17 protein-coding genes and 1 pseudogene are annotated in these 19,268 nt (G+C 53.4%); 10 read left to right on the top strand and 8 right to left on the bottom strand.

Features of this window, described 5'->3' with window-relative positions:
* Positions 1-463: 463 nt before the first annotated feature.
* The gene (locus ABJI08_RS04395; RefSeq protein ID WP_348400613.1) at positions 464-946 is read right to left on the bottom strand and encodes a hypothetical protein; all 483 of its coding nucleotides are present in this window, start codon (positions 944-946) and stop codon (positions 464-466) included.
* A 129-nt stretch (positions 947-1,075) separates the two neighbouring features.
* On the opposite strand from ABJI08_RS04395, the gene ABJI08_RS04390 reads away from it, so the two are divergent.
* Positions 1,076-1,327 (top strand): helix-turn-helix transcriptional regulator, encoded by a 252-nt coding sequence (locus tag ABJI08_RS04390; RefSeq protein ID WP_348400612.1) that lies wholly within the window; start codon positions 1,076-1,078, stop codon positions 1,325-1,327.
* A 398-nt stretch (positions 1,328-1,725) separates the two neighbouring features.
* Here ABJI08_RS04390 and ABJI08_RS04385 read toward each other — a convergent pair whose 3' ends face one another.
* Complete coding sequence (locus tag ABJI08_RS04385; RefSeq protein ID WP_348400611.1) at positions 1,726-2,433, bottom strand: TetR/AcrR family transcriptional regulator; 708 nt, start codon at positions 2,431-2,433, stop codon at positions 1,726-1,728.
* Here ABJI08_RS04385 and gntH point away from each other — a divergent pair.
* From gntH to ABJI08_RS04370, 3 genes are all read left to right on the top strand, one after another.
* Positions 2,432-3,679 carry a guanitoxin biosynthesis MBL fold metallo-hydrolase GntH gene (gntH, locus tag ABJI08_RS04380; protein ID WP_348400610.1) on the top strand — a complete coding sequence of 416 codons (1,248 nt, stop codon included), beginning with the start codon at positions 2,432-2,434 and terminating at the stop codon, positions 3,677-3,679. The genes ABJI08_RS04385 and gntH overlap by 2 nt on opposite strands.
* A gap of 114 nt (positions 3,680-3,793) precedes the next feature.
* A complete protein-coding gene (locus tag ABJI08_RS04375; RefSeq protein WP_348400609.1) occupies positions 3,794-5,644 on the top strand; it encodes a hypothetical protein in 1,851 nt (616 codons plus the stop codon).
* A 172-nt stretch (positions 5,645-5,816) separates the two neighbouring features.
* Complete coding sequence (locus ABJI08_RS04370; protein WP_348400608.1) at positions 5,817-6,959, top strand: HupE/UreJ family protein; 1,143 nt, start codon at positions 5,817-5,819, stop codon at positions 6,957-6,959.
* A gap of 251 nt (positions 6,960-7,210) precedes the next feature.
* Here the strand turns inward: ABJI08_RS04370 and ABJI08_RS04365 are convergent, their stop codons facing one another.
* Positions 7,211-8,839 carry a winged helix-turn-helix domain-containing protein gene (locus tag ABJI08_RS04365; protein ID WP_348400607.1) on the bottom strand — a complete coding sequence of 543 codons (1,629 nt, stop codon included), beginning with the start codon at positions 8,837-8,839 and terminating at the stop codon, positions 7,211-7,213.
* 109 nt (positions 8,840-8,948) lie between these two features.
* Here ABJI08_RS04365 and ABJI08_RS04360 point away from each other — a divergent pair, with 109 nt between their 5' ends.
* The gene (locus tag ABJI08_RS04360; protein ID WP_348400606.1) at positions 8,949-9,686 is read left to right on the top strand and encodes a hypothetical protein; all 738 of its coding nucleotides are present in this window, start codon (positions 8,949-8,951) and stop codon (positions 9,684-9,686) included.
* Positions 9,687-9,729: 43 nt separating this feature from the next.
* On the opposite strand, the pseudogene ABJI08_RS04355 reads toward ABJI08_RS04360, so the two are convergent.
* Positions 9,730-9,924: pseudogene (locus ABJI08_RS04355) on the bottom strand (transposase); the annotation flags it as partial.
* Between the two features lie 111 nt (positions 9,925-10,035).
* Between ABJI08_RS04355 and ABJI08_RS04350 the strand changes: the two are divergent.
* The gene (locus ABJI08_RS04350; RefSeq protein ID WP_348400605.1) at positions 10,036-10,461 is read left to right on the top strand and encodes a thioesterase family protein; all 426 of its coding nucleotides are present in this window, start codon (positions 10,036-10,038) and stop codon (positions 10,459-10,461) included.
* A 147-nt stretch (positions 10,462-10,608) separates the two neighbouring features.
* On the opposite strand, the gene ABJI08_RS04345 is transcribed toward ABJI08_RS04350, so the two are convergent.
* Positions 10,609-11,241 carry a tyrosine-type recombinase/integrase gene (locus ABJI08_RS04345; RefSeq protein WP_348400604.1) on the bottom strand — a complete coding sequence of 211 codons (633 nt, stop codon included), beginning with the start codon at positions 11,239-11,241 and terminating at the stop codon, positions 10,609-10,611.
* 178 nt (positions 11,242-11,419) lie between these two features.
* On the bottom strand, positions 11,420-12,112 hold the full coding sequence (locus ABJI08_RS04340) for a GntR family transcriptional regulator (RefSeq protein ID WP_348400603.1): 693 nt from the start codon (positions 12,110-12,112) through the stop codon (positions 11,420-11,422).
* A 135-nt stretch (positions 12,113-12,247) separates the two neighbouring features.
* On the opposite strand from ABJI08_RS04340, the gene ABJI08_RS04335 reads away from it, so the two are divergent.
* From ABJI08_RS04335 to ABJI08_RS04320, 4 genes are all read left to right on the top strand, one after another.
* A complete protein-coding gene (locus tag ABJI08_RS04335; RefSeq protein ID WP_348400602.1) occupies positions 12,248-14,029 on the top strand; it encodes an adenine deaminase C-terminal domain-containing protein in 1,782 nt (593 codons plus the stop codon).
* A 25-nt stretch (positions 14,030-14,054) separates the two neighbouring features.
* On the top strand, positions 14,055-15,032 hold the full coding sequence (locus ABJI08_RS04330; protein WP_348400601.1) for an ABC transporter substrate-binding protein: 978 nt from the start codon (positions 14,055-14,057) through the stop codon (positions 15,030-15,032).
* Positions 15,033-15,125: 93 nt separating this feature from the next.
* Positions 15,126-15,920, top strand: coding sequence for an ABC transporter ATP-binding protein (locus ABJI08_RS04325; RefSeq protein WP_348400600.1), 795 nt, complete (start codon positions 15,126-15,128; stop codon positions 15,918-15,920).
* A 2-nt stretch (positions 15,921-15,922) separates the two neighbouring features.
* Positions 15,923-16,678 (top strand): ABC transporter permease, encoded by a 756-nt coding sequence (locus ABJI08_RS04320; protein ID WP_348400599.1) that lies wholly within the window; start codon positions 15,923-15,925, stop codon positions 16,676-16,678.
* A 497-nt stretch (positions 16,679-17,175) separates the two neighbouring features.
* On the opposite strand, the gene ABJI08_RS04315 is transcribed toward ABJI08_RS04320, so the two are convergent.
* Positions 17,176-18,585 (bottom strand): TRAP transporter large permease, encoded by a 1,410-nt coding sequence (locus ABJI08_RS04315; protein ID WP_348400598.1) that lies wholly within the window; start codon positions 18,583-18,585, stop codon positions 17,176-17,178.
* Positions 18,585-19,250: a TRAP transporter small permease gene (locus ABJI08_RS04310; RefSeq protein ID WP_348400597.1), complete on the bottom strand. Its 666-nt coding sequence runs from the start codon at positions 19,248-19,250 to the stop codon at positions 18,585-18,587. The genes ABJI08_RS04315 and ABJI08_RS04310 overlap by 1 nt, the downstream gene beginning before the upstream one ends.
* Between the last annotated feature and the right edge of the window lie 18 nt (positions 19,251-19,268).

Below are 19,268 nucleotides of genomic sequence, written 5' to 3'. Positions count from 1 at the left end.
AAAAGAGATCAGGATCATCACCATCGAGTGCTCCAAGGACACGAACTGCCCTAAATGCTCCCTGCGGCCAACCATTACGGTTGGAGGGTTGGTAATGCTCCAACTCTACACTCATGTAACACATTGATCAAGAAGGAAAAAAGAAGAGTATAAAGGTAACCAAAAGGTAACTTTTCTCTGAACTTCTGGCGCCCGCCGCCGTGGTAGAGGCGAAGGTGTATCAGGCTACGTTATGCGGCGTATTTGATGGGTGTGCTATCAGCAGGAAAACGCAGGCTACACGTGTAGCTAATTGATAGTAAACATTAAAATACTAATTTGCCTTGACGAACCTGGAGTGTTTATGGGAGGGTTGGTGTACGGGCACTGGATGAGTGCTGGCCTCTTTCTCTCTGACAAGCGACGTGGCCACTCCTGCTGGCAAAACATCAGTAGTGTCTATCCAGTGCCCGTACTTTTGCGTTCAATCCCATCCCGGTTTTACTGCCCCTTCCAAATTGATCGTGATCTTATCAATGACCATTTGGTCTGTGTGCCGTCTGAACATGAAAATCTTGCTGTAGCCACGGCGGGTGTCAGGGCCACGATCAGTCTGGATGTAAAACCGTTGGCTTACTCTCTCCTGAACAGCGTTGACCATCTCATGGCTCCTGAGCCTCAAATCGCGGATGGCGTCATCGTGCAGAAGGCGATCCCCATTGCGCCCGTCGAGGCTACTCGGACGCCGAAAGTGCCGTGTGATCTGTTTGAGGATCGCAGCGCTTCTGGGGCGCAGGTGTGAAGGGTAGCAGCCCGTTATGAAAACATAAGCCGCACGATTGATCATATCGTCGTGCAGCTTAGTGCGCGGGATCATCACGGAGGCAAACTCGCCATAGAGCGCGACGCGATCAATCAGCGGGGCCCGGCGGCGAACGGTGAAGTTGGGGATAGGATTTGGTGGCATGATGTTATCCTTAGATGGCGCTGAAACAGCTGGTTAAAACAAGTGATGTCGCACCATAACACCCCTGTTTTGGGGGTAAACCCATAACAGGGGTAACTGCTCATATCTTTCTACTTGGAGTTATGAGTCATGGCAGGGGCCGTCAGAACAAGAGCATATCAAGACCTGTTGAAGGCATTGGTGCTGGCGAGGCAAGACGCTGGGCTATCGCAGGCGCAACTGGCGGAGCGGTTGGGCAAACCAGCTTCATTTGTAGGTAAGTATGAGCTTGGGGAGCGCAGGTTGGATGTTGTGGAGCTGGTCGTCGTGCTGAAGGTGATTGGGGTATCTGTAAAGGATGTTCTGGGGGCTGTTGAAGGCGCTGCGCCGGAGAAGCTTTAGAAAGATATCGATTGCAGCGCGGCATTCGGATCTTTTGGCGTATTCTGTTGAAAAACTCTATTTTTGCCGAAAACCAGTGAACAAATTTCCCGTTGAGAGGCCTTCGAAATTTTAGGTTGGGTGTCGGCCAAAATACCGGATCAGCGATATGAGAGGCTGTCATGGCCCGCTCTGGGCAAGTGGTGTCGACTTTGAAAAGGTAATGGAAATTGGCAGAAAAACGGGCGCGCATAATACTCGAGTTTTTCAACACAATGGGCGGGAACCGGTCATTCTCTGCGGTGTGAATCAAGGTCTGCAGTGATCCAGAGCCAGACACCCCTTTGGATTTGAATCCTGTCAGCAATTCTTGGCCATTTGTCCCAAAACCAAATCTGTGGGTAAGAGAATTGCCGCGCTTAGGAGCTTGTTCGACGGATAAGAATATTCAAGATTTCATCTAATGGCTCACCCTCCAGCCCAGCAGGTTTTTCCCGGTACATAACTTCAGACCATGAAAAATAGACCACGAAAAGCCTCGCGCGGGCTTCAAGGTCAGCTCCGGTGTAGCCGGTACTTGCCAATAGATTTCTTACAAAGGAAATGCGCATATCCCTGACTTTATCTACGAGTTCACGAACCAAAGGATCGCTCTGCGCCCAAGCCGTGAAAGCCAGATCGAATTTACTGCCCTGCTGGTTCCGGACTAATTCGACTGTGCTCAGCAAATTCTCCTCAGGTGATCTTTTCTGCTTCAAAATTTCCGAAATAATTTTCTTGCTGAATTCATCCGCCCAGTAGGCCTTCATCTCCTCTAGCAAATCCTCTCGGTCCTTAAAGTGCCAGTAGAAACCGCTCTTGGAAATGTTCAGTGCTTTGGCCAGAGCGGTAATTTTCACGCTCCCAACACCGTCTGCGGCCAACATTGCAAGAGCCGCCTCAAGCCATTGACGCTTTGAAACACGCCCTGTTGCGCGCCTGCCAAGGCTGCCTTTTTGAACTGGACTCCTGTGTCTTGTTGAGGATATGCTTTTGTTCATGATGCCACAGTTTAAGGAGAGTAATGTGATCTTAGTTTCGCACACGAAATCAGAATCCCGCAAGCGATCCATTCTTTCAAGCTTCATGGGTGCCATCGCCTTGAGTATCTTTGCCGCAGGCGCACCGGTGCAACTAGTGGCGCAGGAACAATTGATATCCCCAACAAAAGCGCGCGCTGATCGCGATACTTATTACCCGAACACCGAGGACCTAGCCGCAGATGAAATGCGGGTGATCGCCTGCGGTACGGGGATGCCCACCACGCGGGCCGCACAGGCGGCAGCTTGTTTTCTTGTAGAACTTGGCAATGGTGACAAGTTCCTCTTCGATATCGGAACAGGTTCGGCGGAACGGATATCCTCCCTGCAAATCCCCTACGATTACCTGGACAAGGTATTCATTGGACACTTGCACGCAGATCATTTTGGCTCGTTGGCAGAGCTGTTCATTGGTGGCGCACTTATGGGGCGCCAGAAGCCACTTCGTATCTGGGGACCAAGTGGACGTGTTCCTGAACTGGGAACTGCCTATGCGATCAAGAAGATGGAAGAAATGTACACTTGGGATCTGGCCGGCCGTGTGGGTCTGGTGGATTTTCGTGGATATGAACTTGAGGTCTCCGAGTTCGATTACGCGGCGGAAAACGCTGTGGTCTACCAAGACAACGGCGTAACAGTCAGATCGTTTCCGGCAGTCCATTCGCTTGATGGGCCAGTGAGCTTCAGTTTGGAATGGAATGATCTGAAGTTTGTGTTTGGTTCTGACACTTATCCCAATAAGTGGTTTGTCGAGTATTCAAAGGATGCCGATATTGCTATCCACGAATGTTTCGTGGCCGTACCGGACCTTATTAGCAAGATGGGGTTCACGCCAGAACAGGCACTCGTGGTCGGAACTCAGATTCACACTTCTCCGGAGGCGTTTGGAAAAGTAATGCAAGAGATCAAGCCGCGCATTGCAGTGGCGTATCACTTCTTCAAGGATTTTGACACGACTGCGGCAATCAACGACCGGGTCAGAACAACCTATGACGGGCCGCTCAGCCTGGCCGAAGATTTTATGGTTTGGAACATCACCAAGGACGAGATTCGCGTAAGGATGGCCGTTGTTGAGGAGGCCACGTGGGCCCCCCCGCTCGCAGGGAAACCCGAGCTTCCGCGCGACGAAGACATCCCAAACTATAGCGAAAGAATGAATGTTTCGGTTGATTCAATGGGATATTCCGACTTCATTATCGGCGGCCGCTGGGGCGAGGTCGATGATGCGTTGCGTGGCGTTTACAATGAGGCCAGCGAGGCGCTGGGACGGGAATTTGTGTATCCAGGGGACTAACTCCAGAACGGTGTGGTCCTCGTGGCTGGTCAGCCTATAGATACAAGCGGGAAAATACCGGAAGTGCCGAGGACGCCCCTGGGCGCGAAGTTGCAGCAGAGTCAAATTTACTAAATGAATTGTGACGATTTTGTCGACATATGGTTGCGGGGTTTGACGTATCGGTCCAACGGACTGCTAACGACCGGGTGGGGCGTGCTGTGGTACCTTGCTTTGGGTATTATTGCAATTCTCACCCCGTCGCCCGCACAGGCAGACCTGATGCCATTGAATGGAGCAGCTGTTGCCCCAAATATCGCGGAGATCACCGTTCAGGACGACGGAGTCGTCGTCAAGCTGGAAGTATATGTTGGCGATCTGGGTGTATTTCGTGACTTGCTCCCAAACGAGTTTCTGAGTTCCGATACCTCCGAACGAGCATCGCTGGATGAGAGGCTTGACAAGTTTTCCCGCGAAGGACTGCAAATCATCGCGGACGGAACAAGGCTAGTGCCTCAATTGCTGGTTGCCGAACCGCGAACGCGGGTCGACCGATCGGCGGCGCTTGCCTCTTCACAAAACGCTTTGTCGCAACTGCCCACCCCAAAATCACCCGACGACAAAAGGGTTTATTTTGCCGAACTGAAATACTCGTTCGAAACACGCCCGGACAGTCTGGTATTTGTTCCGCCGACCAAGTCGAACGGGGCTGTCAAAGCCAGCATTGGCTTTATCGCATTTCACAAAACCGTCCCGGTGATTGATTTCCGCTATCTCAGCGGCCCCGAACCCCTTCGCCTTGACTGGCAAGACCCCTGGTACACGCGCTTTGACAACAAGAACCTCAAGCGGCACCATACATCCGCCCTTATGACATTTCTCTATGTCGAGCCAAGAGAGGTACGCCATGAAACCCTGATCCGGGTTCGCGACCTTGGGGCCTGGACCGATCTGAACCTGGCGGAAACCGGCATTCTGGAAGCCGAGGCGCAGAATGCGATCAAGGAGGCCGCCCGCACCTTTTTCATGGCGAAGAACCCTGTCGTGATAGACGGTGAACCAGTCAAAGCCGTTTCCAGTCGCGTCGAATTCCTAGCCGTATCATCGTCCGGCCTTCAGATTGTCGAGGGTGGAGATAGCCTTGATTTGCCCAATGCCATTTTGGGAGTAATTCTGACGTTCCCGGTTCCTGCTCTTCCCCAGAACGTGACCGTTGACTGGGAATTATTCAATGAACGTCACACCAGCATTCGGGCAACGGCCACCGATCCGGCTGGTCCGTTTCTAAACCTGATTTCCACTGATTCCCCCACGATTGTCTGGAAAAACTACCTGCGCACTTATGAAGAACCCAAGGTCACGGAAGTTGTCATACCCGTACAAAACATCTTTCAGGTGCCACTTCTGTCAGCCATGCTTGTGATTGCTTCGGTGATCGCGGCTGTATTTGCAATTGGGCGACGTGGAGCGTTGCGGGTTGTTCTTCTGGGCGTATCCGGGGTCGGGTTGGTTGTTGGTGCCTTGAGTACGTCATTCATGCTCACCAACATCGTCAATCCCCTTGATCGCTTGCCTGATGAGGAAACTTCTTCCAGGATTTTTAAAGCGGTCATCGAAAACGTGAATATCGCCAATCTGGAATCCACTGCTCAGCGTCGAAACCAGGAACTGGAGACAGTTGTGGCGGGAAACGCGATGCGTGAGGTGACAGAGGAACTCGATAGGGCTTTGGTGATCCGGGTGGCGGGTGGCGGGTTTGCCCGGGTGGATTCGGTGCAAGACGTAGAGCTGAAAGATACTCGTTCGCTGGCAAGCGGTACCGGCTTTCAGGCCGTGGTTTCTTGGAGCGTAAAAGCCAGCGCCGGGCATTGGGGGCACAATCACAAACGAGGTGTTTCCTACCGGGCAGTGGTTGAGTTGATCGAAGATGCAAACGTCTGGAAACTGGCCGGAATAACGGTCATAGACGCCAGGCAGTCAAACTGACATGCGAGCGACCAGCGAAAAGCAGGCCTTCAGTCGAGTATTCGGGCGCAGAGCCTTTGGCATCATTCTTGCGTTTTGTCTCGCATCCGTCGCCGTTTCAACAAGCGCCCACTTTCTGCTTAACCTAAATGTTCGGATACTACATGTCGATCACCTCGCCGATGGGTTGCGTGTGCACCTACGCACTCCGATGCCCTATCTGGTGGCAGGCAAAATTGGACCTGTCCGAGCAGATGGCTTACCCGAACCCGCCCCCTTTACATCAAACGCGCTTGAGGACGGTGTAGTTGCGCATTTCGTCAATTTCGACCAGCTCAGGCCCAACGCCACTAACCTTGGAGAACTGGCCCAAGCTGGTTTTGAGTTTGAGTTAAACGGCAAGCGGATGCCGGGAACAGTTGAAAAGGTTCATCTCTACCGTGTGGGTTCACAGCCGGAATTCGCCACCCTTGATGAGGCGCATGCTTCATTTAACACCATAGCGAATATTCCAGAGAACCCACCGAAGCTTTATGTGGGTGACGCGGTCGTGGATGTGGTCCTGCGCTACGACACAGGGACACCTGTGCGGTCATATACGGTCTCGAGCAACTTGAACCCGGGACTGCCTGATCAGGAGTTTACGGCCAATCTAATTCTTGATTACGGCCCCGGCGGCGCGAAAGTTTTTCGCTCACGCGGCCTGATGCTGGAGCCTGTTGAAATATCGCGATCCTCGCTTTCTGCTGTCGGCACATTCATCCTTGAGGGTGTCCGACATATCCTGGAAGGCCTTGATCATGTTCTGTTTATTGTTTGCCTTGTTGTCGGTGCTGCACGTCTGAGGAGCCTTTTGTGGCGCGTAACGGGCTTTACGCTGGGGCATAGTGTGACGCTTGCAGTTGGGTTTTTCGGCTTTGTCCCATCCGGTGCGTGGTTTGTGCCCGCAATAGAGGCCGGAATCGCGCTTTCCATCATCTATGCGGGCGCGATTGCCATCCGGCCATCGCGCGTGCGCGGCGAAAACGAGAGGTCCACTTTTGTTGTCACCTGCGCTATCGGACTCCTGCATGGCTTGGGATTTTCCTTTGTTCTACAGAACATACTGCAAGTCACCTCGCCCAATATCTGGCAAAGCCTTCTGGCCTTCAATATTGGTGTCGAGCTCGGTCAGCTTGCGATCGTTTTAGCCGTCTGGCCATTTTTCCGGCTCCTACGTCACACAAACTTCACGATCTGGCGTGTGGCTCAGAGCGGAACGGCGGCAGGCTGCATTGTAGTCGCGACCATATGGACAGTTGAGCGCATTGGATTGATTGTTGAAAACGTGGGATGAACTTAATTTTAGGGGGCCTTCAATTTGCTCACAAAGCTGCCGTTGGATTGGAAGGTTATGAAGGTCGGGTCAGGGCCGTCCTTGAACTAGCTGGGCGACATAGAAAATAAACATGCTGCACGCGATCTAACGACCGCGAAGAGCCCAAAGCGAGCCCTAATTTGAACCCGAGGCGCCGCGTGGCAGTTAATAGCCACCCTGAGCTCCGCCCGCGCTTGCATAATGAATGTTGTCGTGATCGCGAGACACGATCACTTCTGAGGCATCCCGGCCCTTTCCATAGCGACCACCCAACGATCCAGAGCGCCAGGGGCGGTCCACATTTTGGCTTCCATTTCCCTCACCCTCGAAACGGACCAGTCAGGGTTCTCTGAGAGATAGTCGGCCATGGCCTTGGCCGCATCGTCCTCGTCGCCAATGCAGTAGTGGATGGCCGCAAGTAGTTTGTTGGCTGCGGTCGGCATTGAGGGTGCTGACTTGAAAGCGTCTAGAGCAGCGTCGCATTCTCCATTCTGCCACAACGCCCATGCCTTGTTCCATTGCAGGTCAAAGTGTTTGAGAGGATCAATGCGCTCCAGCTTGTCAATTATCTCCAAGGCTTCATCCGTTTTTCCCAAGTATATCAGCGACACCGCAAGCCCGTTTCCAACGATGGTGGACGAAGGGTTCAATTCGATGCCGCGCTGAAAGGCGTGTGTTGCGTCTTTCACTTTGCCATTGAACATCAGAGCTCGCCCGAGCGCATGGTAGGCCATGAAATTATTAGGATCGAGTTCGACGCCTCGGCGAGCAAGACTGATCATTCGGTCACGGAGTGCGGCTTCATCGCCGTCGATCCAGCCGTAGTGGAGCCCGATACGTAACGACAAAGCCTGTCCCAGAAATCCCCACGCGGAATTCGGATATTCCATCATGGACTGTTCCTGTTCTTCAATATTCTTTAACAGGTTTTCGCGGGTGAAATTTCGCATAATCCTGCTTTGCGCTGCATTTGAGATCATTAGCGCACTGACATCGCCAGCAGTCATACTCGCTTCAGCTGTATCGATCACACTGGTTCCAACTGCTGCTGCAATTTTTCTGCTGATCTCGCTGTTTGATTCAAGCATAGCACCCAGTGGAGCGTCGATCTCGCCTGCCCAGATATGCGCCTCCGTGACTCCATCGATCAACTGGGCCGTGATTCTAATGCGCGAACCGTCGTATTGTTGGCTGCCCTCAAGAACAAAGTCTGCCCCAAGTGCCTTGGATATCTCGGCGATGCCTTCTGGAGAATTGCGGAACTGAAAACTTGAACGACGCGAAACTACATCCATCTGCGGATACAGAGCTAGTGCAGTTGTAATGCCTTCGCTTATCGCGTCGCTCAGGAAACCTTGGTGAGGCGGGTTGCTGAAATCTTCGAACGGCAAGACCGCGACTACCGGCGCGTCGTTCAATGTGCCGGGGCGGGTCAGGGCAAATGCAACGACAAGAGCGGCGAGCAACAGGGAGGCTAGAACCAGTGCAGGACCGAGCTTATTCCACCAATGCCGAGGCTCGCTAATTGGATGGGGCAGAACCAGTCGGTAGCCCTCACGCGGCACAGTCTCGACGATGGTTTTCTCCACATCACCTAGCACCCGCCGAATCTCAGCGATGCACTGCGCCACGCTGTCCGGCGAGACTTCCCTGCCAGACCAGATACGGTCAATCAAAACCTCTCGGGTGATTGTGCGACCAGGTGCCCCGGCAAGAACCGATAAGACTTCACGCGATTGATGGCGCAGATCGAGCTCGCCTCCCGCGCCGTCGAAGACTCGTCCTGACGCGCTATCCAGGGTAACGGTTCCGAGACGGATTTCAAAAGATTTCAAGTTATTTCGTTTGCCAAAAGGCATCCTCTGGCTCTCCCATTCGACCATCACCAAGGGCCGCTAAACCGACTTCTCCGACAGTAGCTCTTCGGCAACCGGAGGAACCGTCCGCTCCCAATATGGAGGATACTTGATGAAACGCTTAAAGAGAATTGCGAGCATTCTACTGATCGGAACTGCGAAAGGAGCCATGCCGTCACGTACTCTCGCTATTTCAGTTGCATTGCTTTTGGCCAACCCGGCTTTTGCCACGAGTTTTGACCTTACCGCTCCGCGTAAGGATGCACCCGTTCGCCATGCCGACGGAAGTGAGACGTTCCAGCTTCTTCCCGGCGAGTGCAGCGACCATGAATACTTTTCTGCCGAATTGCAGAAAAAAACCTCCGATTGCGGACGCTCCCGAAACAGGATCGAGTATTACGAAACATCGACGTCAGGCGCCGGAGATCGGCGCTTATACGAGTGGGAGATCTACATCCCGGAGGACTTCAGCTACAATGCAAACAACGCACGATTAACCGTAGGCCAATTCGAAACTGGCGCCGATATGCTGTATGGTTTCGAGCTGAACAATGATGGCTACACCTTCCGAGCGAAAGAATGCATCTCTGCTGGAGATTTTGGCGACTGGCATAGTGTTTCCGTGCGGATCCTGTACGATTCGACGCCGCGCAAATCCCTCAAAGATAAAACGCCCGGCGTGTTCGTGGTTGAGTGCGATGGTGAGGTGATCATCAATACAACTGGCCGACCCAATTTGGCCGAAGGTGGTGAGATTCAGTTCAGATACGGTCTGTTTGGTGGCATGGATATACTGGATACAGACAACGTCTCTGTATCATTTCGGAACGTCCGAATCTCGGAGTGGTAAGAGCTGCCGATGGGCGAAGCCCAAAGCAGCTGGTCCATTCCTCTCAGCCTGTTGGTTCTGGTTGCGGAGCCAGTTTTGCGAGTTTGCGAAGGTTTTGAGCTGTGGCTGCGAGCTGGAACTGTTCGTATGCGCCTTTGGGTCCTCGAAGTCGCATCATCGGCACGCCAATATATCGCTTCAGATGAGCGAAGAGCATTTCGACTTTCCGCCTTTGGATGAACGATGTCATGTAGGCGTCTTTTTGCGGATAACAGGATTGCGTCGACCCGTTGAAACCGCCGCCTGAAGCGGACTTTGATTGGATGCAGTCTTGGATATATGCTCCCGGACTAGAACAAGGAGTATGACGATGCCTGCTATGACTTCATTTCGTTCTGTGGTCGATCCATCCGATTGCGATTTTCTTGGCCACATGAACGTCTCCCGGTATTTCGCCGCCTGTTCAGATGGGGTTTTCGCGATCCAGTCAGAGATGGGGCTGACAGCAAATGATATGCGCAATGGCCGACGGCTCTCATTCGCAGTGGTCAATGCCCAAAGCGACTTCCGCGCTGAAATGTCGGCAGGTGATGCGATAAGGTTGGAGACCTCAATCATTGAAATTGGTTCTAAATCGATGACTTTCAGACATCGCCTGATACGGGCTGAGGGTGACGCGGTTGCATTCGAGACAGTATTCAAATGTGTGATGTTGAGCCTCGAGACGCGTAGAGCGGCAGAAATTCCCCAAGATGTTCGTGAAAAAGCAGTTCAGTGGCTGGAGCAAGCAACCTAGACTTCTGCTTTGTCGCGCAGACCACCAGTTCGCGAACCACCGTATTTTGCGTCCGCGGCGAAAGTCCGGTTCAGTGAAGCTGCATCGCGGCGCGGACTGACGCGGGGAATGTCTTCTGTGGGCCGTCTTCGCGAACAGCCCTTTGGTCTATATTTCAATAGCTTCAGCAATAGCCAATGCATCCTCAAGTTCTACACCAAGGTATCGAACCGTGCTGTCCATCTTCGTGTGACCGAGGAGAAGCTGAACAGCCCGGAGGTTGCCTGTCTTCTTGTAGATCTGCGTGACCTTGGTTCTCCTCATCGAATGAGTACCATAAGCGGTTGCTTCTAGCCCGATCGAGGTCACCCAGTCCCGGAAGATCCGCGCATACTGGCGGGTCGAGATGTGCAGGCGCTCATGGAAGCGGCCGGGCCAAAGGTATTCGGATCCGACCATGAGTTCGTCTTCCATCCATTTCTCGACCGAGGCCCGGGTACCTTCCGAGATTTCAAAGCGGACAGGTTTTTGGGTTTTGCTTTGAAGAACCGAAGCTCGTTCCTTCATCTGGCCGGACGCCATGACGTCGACGACCTTCATTTTGACTAGATCGCAGCCGCGCAGTTTACTGTCGATTGCCATATTGAATAGGGCGAGGTCGCGATGGTTCTCAGCCAGCTCGAGCCGAACGCGTATTGCCCAAACATGCTTTGGCTTCAGCGGTCGCTTCTGACCCACGATACGTCCTTTGTTCCATGCAGGGCGAAGCGCGCGAATGGCAGGTAGGTTTGGTGTTTCCATGACTGTTCCTCCGATCCGCCATTCCCTCCCTAAACGACAACCCAACGTTGACCGAGGTTACATATCACAGGATGCTGCGCCGCCTTAGATGTCAGTAGTGACGGTGAAACGACGACGGATTGACCGTACTAGGACTGGTGCACTACGCGATAAGCAGAATAACCTGCGCAGATCATCATCAGCTCAGTTTCTTTCTTACCAATGACGCGCCCCATTCAATTGCATCCACAAGTGCTGCCTTGGCGGCATCCTGATCTCTGGCGCGACTGCTTTTCAAAATGGCGAGCTTTAGTCGATAATCCGTTTCGCGTACTTCCTCGGACGTGGTCCAGGCGAACTTGTGATATCTTTCGATCAACCGCCAATTGGCATCGATAACCTCCAAAGTGCGTACCAGGCCAGACGGCTCATACATCGATTTGAAGAACGCCCATTGCTGGGCCAGCATTTCCTGAGAACCTACGCCTTTTTGCCATTCCTGAAACTCAAAATCCGCCGACATAAAGTCGCCCGGTACAGCGTTCTTGATCGCCCTCCCAAGGGCCAAGGGTTCAGTCGCGACCCGCAGTTCCACCAGTTCTTCGAACTCCGGACGGCTCAATCCCCGTACGCGTGCACCCCGGTTCGGCACATATTTGACAAGGCCTTCAGCCTCCAGCCGTCGGATGGCTTCACGCACAGGAGTGTGGGAGGCACCAAGGGAATCGGCGACCCGATCAATCACGATTGGGGCACCATCTTCGATCTCACCCGAGACGATTTGTGACCGTAAATAGTCAGCGCACGCATCTGATGCAGACCTCGTGCGGGATCTGTAAACGTCTTTGGCCGAGGCATCGGAAACACCGACAGGTCTTTGAATCTGTGTCATTTGCTGCGCTTCCCTACTTGGCCGAACCATGGCTCACCGACCTTACGTATATTGTGGATTTTCACACGTCCGTTGACAATTAGTATAATCCTATAGGATATAGGATCAAGATTTTTGGCAGGAGGATGCCGGATTGTGAGGGACAGAGGGGAACTGGTGGACGTCGCGATGGGGCGGCAGGAACCGGACGTTGTGATCAAGGACGTGAACCTCGTAAACGTCTTGAGCAGAGAGATTCACCCGGCGGATATCTTGATTGCAGGTGACCGGATTGCTGCTGTGTTGCCCGCAGGCGAGGGTGGAGAAGGTCGCGAGTCAACAATTGACGGACGCGAGAAATTCGCCGCACCAGGCTTCATCGATCCCCACGTCCATATCGAAAGCTCAATGCTGACAGTGCGCGAATACTCACGCATGGTCATACCGCGCGGAACGACAATGATCGCCGCCGATCCCCATGAAATGGGCAACGTTCTTGGCATTCCCGGAATGCGCGCGCTCTTTGACGAAGCGGCGAGTTCGCCGCTACGCACCCACTTTCGCGTCCCGGGGCGGATTCCGGCAATGCCCGAATGGATCGAAACTTCCAACGGATCGGTCAGCGTTGATGAGACGGGTGAGCTTTTCAATTGGCCGGAAGCGGTTTGCCTTGCAGGAGACATCAATCCCCGACTGATCCTAGAGAAGGACGACGAGCAATTTCAGAAATTCGACTTGGCCGAAAGGCTGGGACGTATGATTTCCGGCCAGTCACCGGGGCTGCGAGGACGCGAGCTTGCGGCGTTTCTGGCCGCCGGGCCCGAGGATTCGCACGTTGCGCGAACTGTCGAAGAGATTATCGAAAATACCCGGCTGGGAATGGCCTCCGTCTTGGCACTTCGCCCCGGTCGCGTTTTGGATTCCTCACATTTGGCGGAGCTTGCGAGAATCGTTAAGGAACAAGGTCTGGATACGCGGCAGTTTCAGCTCTGCACAGACGACATTCACGCGCACGATCTGCTGCACGAAGGGCATATCGACCATAGGCTACGCACTGCCATAGAAGCCGGTTTTGGCGTGGTCGAAGCCTATCAGTTCGCCACCATCAATGTGGCGCAAGGGCTTCGGATCGCACATGACTACGGCAGTATTTCGCCCGGTCGCGTAGCGGACATTCTGTTGCTTTCCGATCTTGAAAGCGTCTCGGTGGAAACAACGATCATTGGGGGTAAGGTTATTTATGCGGATAGCCAATATGAAGGCCCAACCGAACAGGCTGTTTATCCCGATTGGACGAAATCAACGATCAAATACCAAAAGCCTCTAAAGGCAGAGGATTTTCACAGTCATCCGATCAACAACACCGATATGGCAAAAGTTCTTGTTGTCGGGCATGCCAAAGGCAAAGGCAAAGTGGCGCGCGAGGAGGAACTGTCCGTTCAAGATGGGGTGGTGCAGCCGGATGGCGACCGCCGCATCAACGCATTGGCGATGGTCGAACGGCACGGAAAAAATGGTGGTATTGGTGTCGGATTTTCTGACACCGCCGGGTTGACGCATGGTGCGCTGGCATGCTCGGTCAATCACGACGCCCACAATATCGCAATCTTTGGTGCCAATCACGAAGACATGGCCATTGCCGCCAACCGGATGCAGGAAATTGGTGGCGGATATGTCCTTGTGCGCGACGGTAAAGTTGCCGCTGAGCTTGCGCTGCCGGTGGCGGGTTTGATGTCAGAGAACAAGGCGGAAGATGTGGCGCAGGCAATGCAGTCTATCAGGGAAGTTTACCGCGCCGAGCTAGGCGGCCATGCGGATGATATGGCGCTGATATATATGAATTTTCTTGCACTTCCAAACATCCCCGCATTCGGCTTCACCGATAAGGGACTAATTGCGAGTGACAAAATGCAGCCGGTGGATTCTGTCATCGGCTAAACACAAACATCAAAGGGAGGACATCATGTTCAGATCACATTTCTTTGCGGCCACAACCGCAGTTTCAATCGCTCTTTTGCCTCAGGCCAGTGCTGCAGCCGATCAGGTGAAAATGCTGTTTGATTGGATTCCTGGCGGAATTCACAGCGCCTGGTACGCGGGCGCCAAAAACGGCTGCTTTGCCGATCTCGACCTCGAATTCTCTTTTGACAGAGGCTCAGGAAGTGTCGACACCGTGGCCAAAGTCGCCGCTGGCTTGGGCGACATTGGCATGGCCGACTTTGGGACAATGATGCTGGGTGTTTCGAACAACGGGGCCAAGGTAAAGGCCCTGACGCCGATCTACAGTGATGCCCCATTCGGGATCATGACTGTTGCATCGACCGGGATTGGGTCTGTGTCCGATCTGGAGGGAAAAAAGCTGGCGTCCGGCCCGGGCGATGCTGGAATACTGATGTTACCATTGGCAATGGACCTTGCCGGAAGCGATTTTTCGAAAGTTGAATCCGAGAAGGCAGATTTTTCGGCTCTCCTCGGGCTTCTTCTTCAAGGAAAAATCGACGGGCACACCACGTTTCTTACGACGTCGAAAATTCTTTCGGCTGTCGTCAGCAATGCGGGCAAGACACCCCAGTTCGTGCATTTTGGTGAGAGCCTAGATATGTACGGAAGTGTGTTGATCGCCAACGAACAATTCCTGGCCGAGCGTCCCGATGTCGCGCGGCGCGCAATGGAGGCAACCCAATGTGCCCTTAAGGCTGCGCCAACCGATCCCGAGGCAGCCGTTGATGCCTTGCTCGAACTGTTCCCCGAGAAAAAGCGCGAGTCCGAGCTGGCCGCGATTGGTGGTGGGATCGAGTTGATCTTTGACTCGTCTGCACATGCTGAGAACGGGTTCAATTGGGATGAAACACGGGTGCGCACAACCCACTCGAATACGATGAAGGCGCAGGGACAGGCCGCTGAGTTCGGCAGCATGTCGGATTACATCCACAATTTCTGAGCCAGGTTGGCACAGGCGGTCTTCTGAATTGCCTGTGCTCACCAACCGCTTCTGGCTCAGGTACAATCCCAAAGGTTTCTCGGCAGGTTCTCTGTGAAAGACGTTCAGATCGAAAATGTCTCTAAGGTTTTTGGAGCGGGCGGGGCAAATCCGTTCACTGCACTGAAGGACGTCGATCTTGCAATCGACGGCGGCGCGTTTTTGTCATTGCTAGGTCCGTCGGGTTGCGGGAAATCTACGTTGCTGCGTTGCATCGCCGGATTAGAACAACCGACGCACGGAAACATCAAAGTCGGCGGCGGCCCAGCCAAACCCGGTTTTGACAACATTGGTCTTGTGTTCCAAAGCCCGAACCTTCTTCCTTGGTTAAGTGTTCTTGATAACGTTCTCTACCCGGTGCGCGTAAAATCCAGATCGCTCGTCAAGCAATATCGCGTTCAAGCAATGGAATTGCTTGAAAAAGTCGGGCTGTCCCATGTGGCCAACCAATTACCGGACAGCTTGTCTGGCGGAATGCAGCAACGGGCGGGGATTGCACGGGGGCTGGTCATGGACCCGGATATCCTGTTGATGGATGAGCCATTCAGCGCGCTTGACGCAATGACGCGCGAGGACCTTCAATTTGAGCTCATTCGTCTTCACCAGGAAACCGGAAAGACCTTTGTGTTCGTGACGCACTCGATCCCCGAAGCCGTATTCCTGTCAACGAAGATCGCCGTGATGGAGTCCTTTCCCGGCAGAATTTCCCAGCTGCTGAATGTCGATTTCACCTATCCACGTGCACTGGATATATTGAATTCAGAGCAGGCAATTGAAATCGAACACACCATCAGGGCTTCGATTTACGGAAAGACCCCAGTCGAGGTTACCACCGGAGAGGGCCACTAATCATGCGTCCCATCATCTTGCCGATTATCAGCCTCGCCGCACTTCTTCTGCTTTGGGAGGTCTATGTCTGGGCGTTCGAAGTTCCCGCATATCTCTTGCCAGCGCCAAGCTCGATCTGGGCGTCCGGAAGCCAGATACTGGGCGCGATGCCGGTTCACATCTGGGCGACGCTTTTCACTGTGCTCGCAGGTTTCGTCGTCTCCGTCCTTATCGCTATTCCGCTTGGCGTCCTGATCTCATTGAACCGGATCGCATCAGAGGCGATCTACCCGCTTTTGGTGTTTGCCAATGCAATTCCTGTGATCGCAGTCGCTCCCATTATCGTTGTTATGTTGGGGACCGGAATTGAATCGCGTCTGGTTATAAATTTCCTTGTGTGTTTTTTCCCAATCATGGTGGCAACGGCGACCGGCATATTGGACACGCCAAAGGCCTATCTCGACCTCAGCAGATCAACAGGTGCCGGTTTTCTGACGGGCCTTTTGACAATCAGGATGCCACACGCCGTCCCATTCATTTTTAGCGGCCTCAAGATCGGAATAACCCTATCGGTCATCGGCGCCGTTGTCGGCGAATTCATCACGTCAAACAGGGGGCTTGGTTACCTGATCGTATCTGCGACGACCAACTTTGACCTCGCACAAGCGATGTTTGCTGTCATCGTTCTTGCGATTATGAGCGTGATCTTGTTTCAGGGCGTCCAATACATGCAGAAATATTTCTTTCCATGGTCGATCAAGGCTCAGACATTGAACTAACGGGCGATCGGTCCGATTCCGAACCAGAGGCAGCACACTTGAGAAAAGCTTCACGTATTTTTCTGACTGTTGAGTTCCCAGCTTCGGGTGAAAATCTTCTGCGGAGCGATGAACTGACGGTCCTTCCCAATGTGGTTATCTGAAGAAACAAGCCATTCAGAAATGGAAGTCGAACAGTCGCAAAATCTGCTACCTGTAAGCTCGGGCTACGCCCGATCTTGCGCTCGCAGCGAAAGTCCGGTCTGACGGGCCGCACCGCGGCGAGGAAGGGAGGTGACCAATGTCCGGAATGGGCCGTTCATGTTGGGGGCGTGCGGCCCCTCAGGCGAACATGCTGCAACCGATCTAATGGCCGCGAATAGCCCTTATTGACCAATGCCGCAGTCTGCTTGAATGGCCGCTTCGCTTGGTGATGACGATAATTTCGATATCGCTGAAGTTTGAAAAATCGGCAGTACCAAAATTGATCCCGCCGTTACTCGCTTCATTTGCCACTACTATTTCGTGATAATCTCGGGGCCCATAAATGTGTTGGGCAAGACCGTTGAAATCCATGGCACATAAGTCACAAGGATCAGGAACACAAAGAGCACCGCGAGAAATGGCAATGCGGCACGCACCACGCTCATCATAGGCATACCAGCAACCCCTGAAGTCACGAAAAGGTTCAATCCGACAGGTGGCGTAATCATACCGATCTCCATGTTTACGACCATAATGATGCCAAGATGGATTGGATCAATGCCCAGCTCGATCGCAATTGGGAACACCAAAGGTGCGACGATGACTAATAGACCCGACGGCTCCATGAACTGGCCGCCGATCAACAGGATGATGTTGACGACGATCAAGAACATGACCGGCCCGAAACCGGCTGAAAGCATCGCATTGGCGATATGCTGTGGGATTTGTTCGTCCGTTAGAACATGCTTCAAGATAAGCGCATTCGCGATCACGAACAGCAGCGTAACTGTCAGCTTACCGGCATCGAACAATGTACGTTGCGTGTCTGGATGGAAAAACGCCGTTACAATGGCCCAAGGACGGCGGCGTAATGGAATGCTGCCGGGGGTTTCATTCACCGCCGCTGCGGACAGGCTGCGCGCCTGTCTATCAGCGAGTGGTCCCATATCCTTGTAGACGAAAGTCGCGATGAAGAACGCGTAGACTGCGGCGACCGCTGCCGCTTCGGTTGGCGTAAAGATGCCGCCGTAGATGCCACCAAGGATGATGACGATCAAGAAAAGTCCCCAGCCTGCATCGCGGCCAGAGGCGAGGATTTCGCCCCAACCCTGCCACTCACCCTTGGGCAATTTTTTAATTCTGGCGATGACATAGATGGTCGTCATCAGCATGAAACCGGCGAGCAATCCAGGGATGACCCCAGCCAGAAACATCCGACCGACCGAAACCTCAACCGACGCGGCATAGACCACCATTACGATCGACGGTGGGATCAAGATACCCAATGTCCCAGCAGTACAGATGACGCCTGCGGCAAAATCCTTGGAATAGCCCACCTGACGCATACCGCCGATGACGATCGTTCCGATTGCCACAACTGTTGCAGGGGAAGACCCTGACAAAGCAGCGAACAACATGCACGCGAAAACCCCAGCAATCGCCAAGCCGCCCGGCAAATGTCCGACGCAGGCGATTGAGAACCGAATGATGCGTTGCGCAACGCCGCCCGTCGTCATGAAGGAGGATGCCAGAATAAAGAACGGGATGGCGAGAAGCGTATAGTGGCCTTCAAACGCACTGAAGAGGGTTTGGGCAACTGACGCCAGAGAACTGTCCGAAAAGACCAATAGGAACAGGACTGACGACATGCCGAGCGAGATCGCGATTGGCACGCCGATGAGCATGAGACCGATGACCAATGTGAAAAGGATGACAACTTCCATTAGTTTTGTCCCCGCATCTGTTCACGAATTTCTTCCAATTCGTCTTCAACCTCATGGCTCGCAACGACACGGTCAGTCTTACCAATCCAGAGCGCCCATCCCGCTTGCACAAAGCGCAACAGCAAGAGCGCCATCGACAAAGGAAGAACAACGTAAGGTATCATGCGTGGAATTTTTTCGTATTCTTCGCCCTCGTTGAACACACTCTCCATCCATCCCAAAATGGCGGGATGCGGGATATCGTTGACCTCGTACCATCCCTTGCCGCGGTAGGTTTCTTCAAAGCCAAGTGGAAACCAGCGCCCTTCAGTTCCCGGAAGATTGGCGAAGTTGGCCCAGTAATCCCAAGCGCCTTTTAGCATCAACAAGCTGAATGAGATGCACACAGCCACGGCTGCCAACCCCATGATGCGGCGCGGTTGCGAGGGTAGTGCATTGACCACAATATCGACGCCGAGGTGAGCGCCTTTCTTGACCGCGTAGGACGCCCCAAGAAGCACAAGCCATCCGAACAGAAAGACGGTTAGTTCTAACGCCCAAAGAATGTTCTGATTGAAGCCGTGGCGCGTCACCACATTTGCGAATGTGATCAACGTCATAGCACCTAGGATGCCTGCAATCAGCGTTTCCTCAATGCGGTCCGTGAACGCTTTTGAATGATCCATCCTGAACCCTCCCTTTGA

The organism is Shimia sp., from assembly GCF_039969785.1.
Lineage (GTDB): Bacteria > Pseudomonadota > Alphaproteobacteria > Rhodobacterales > Rhodobacteraceae > Shimia.
This window is presented reverse-complemented; position numbering and strand designations above follow the sequence as displayed.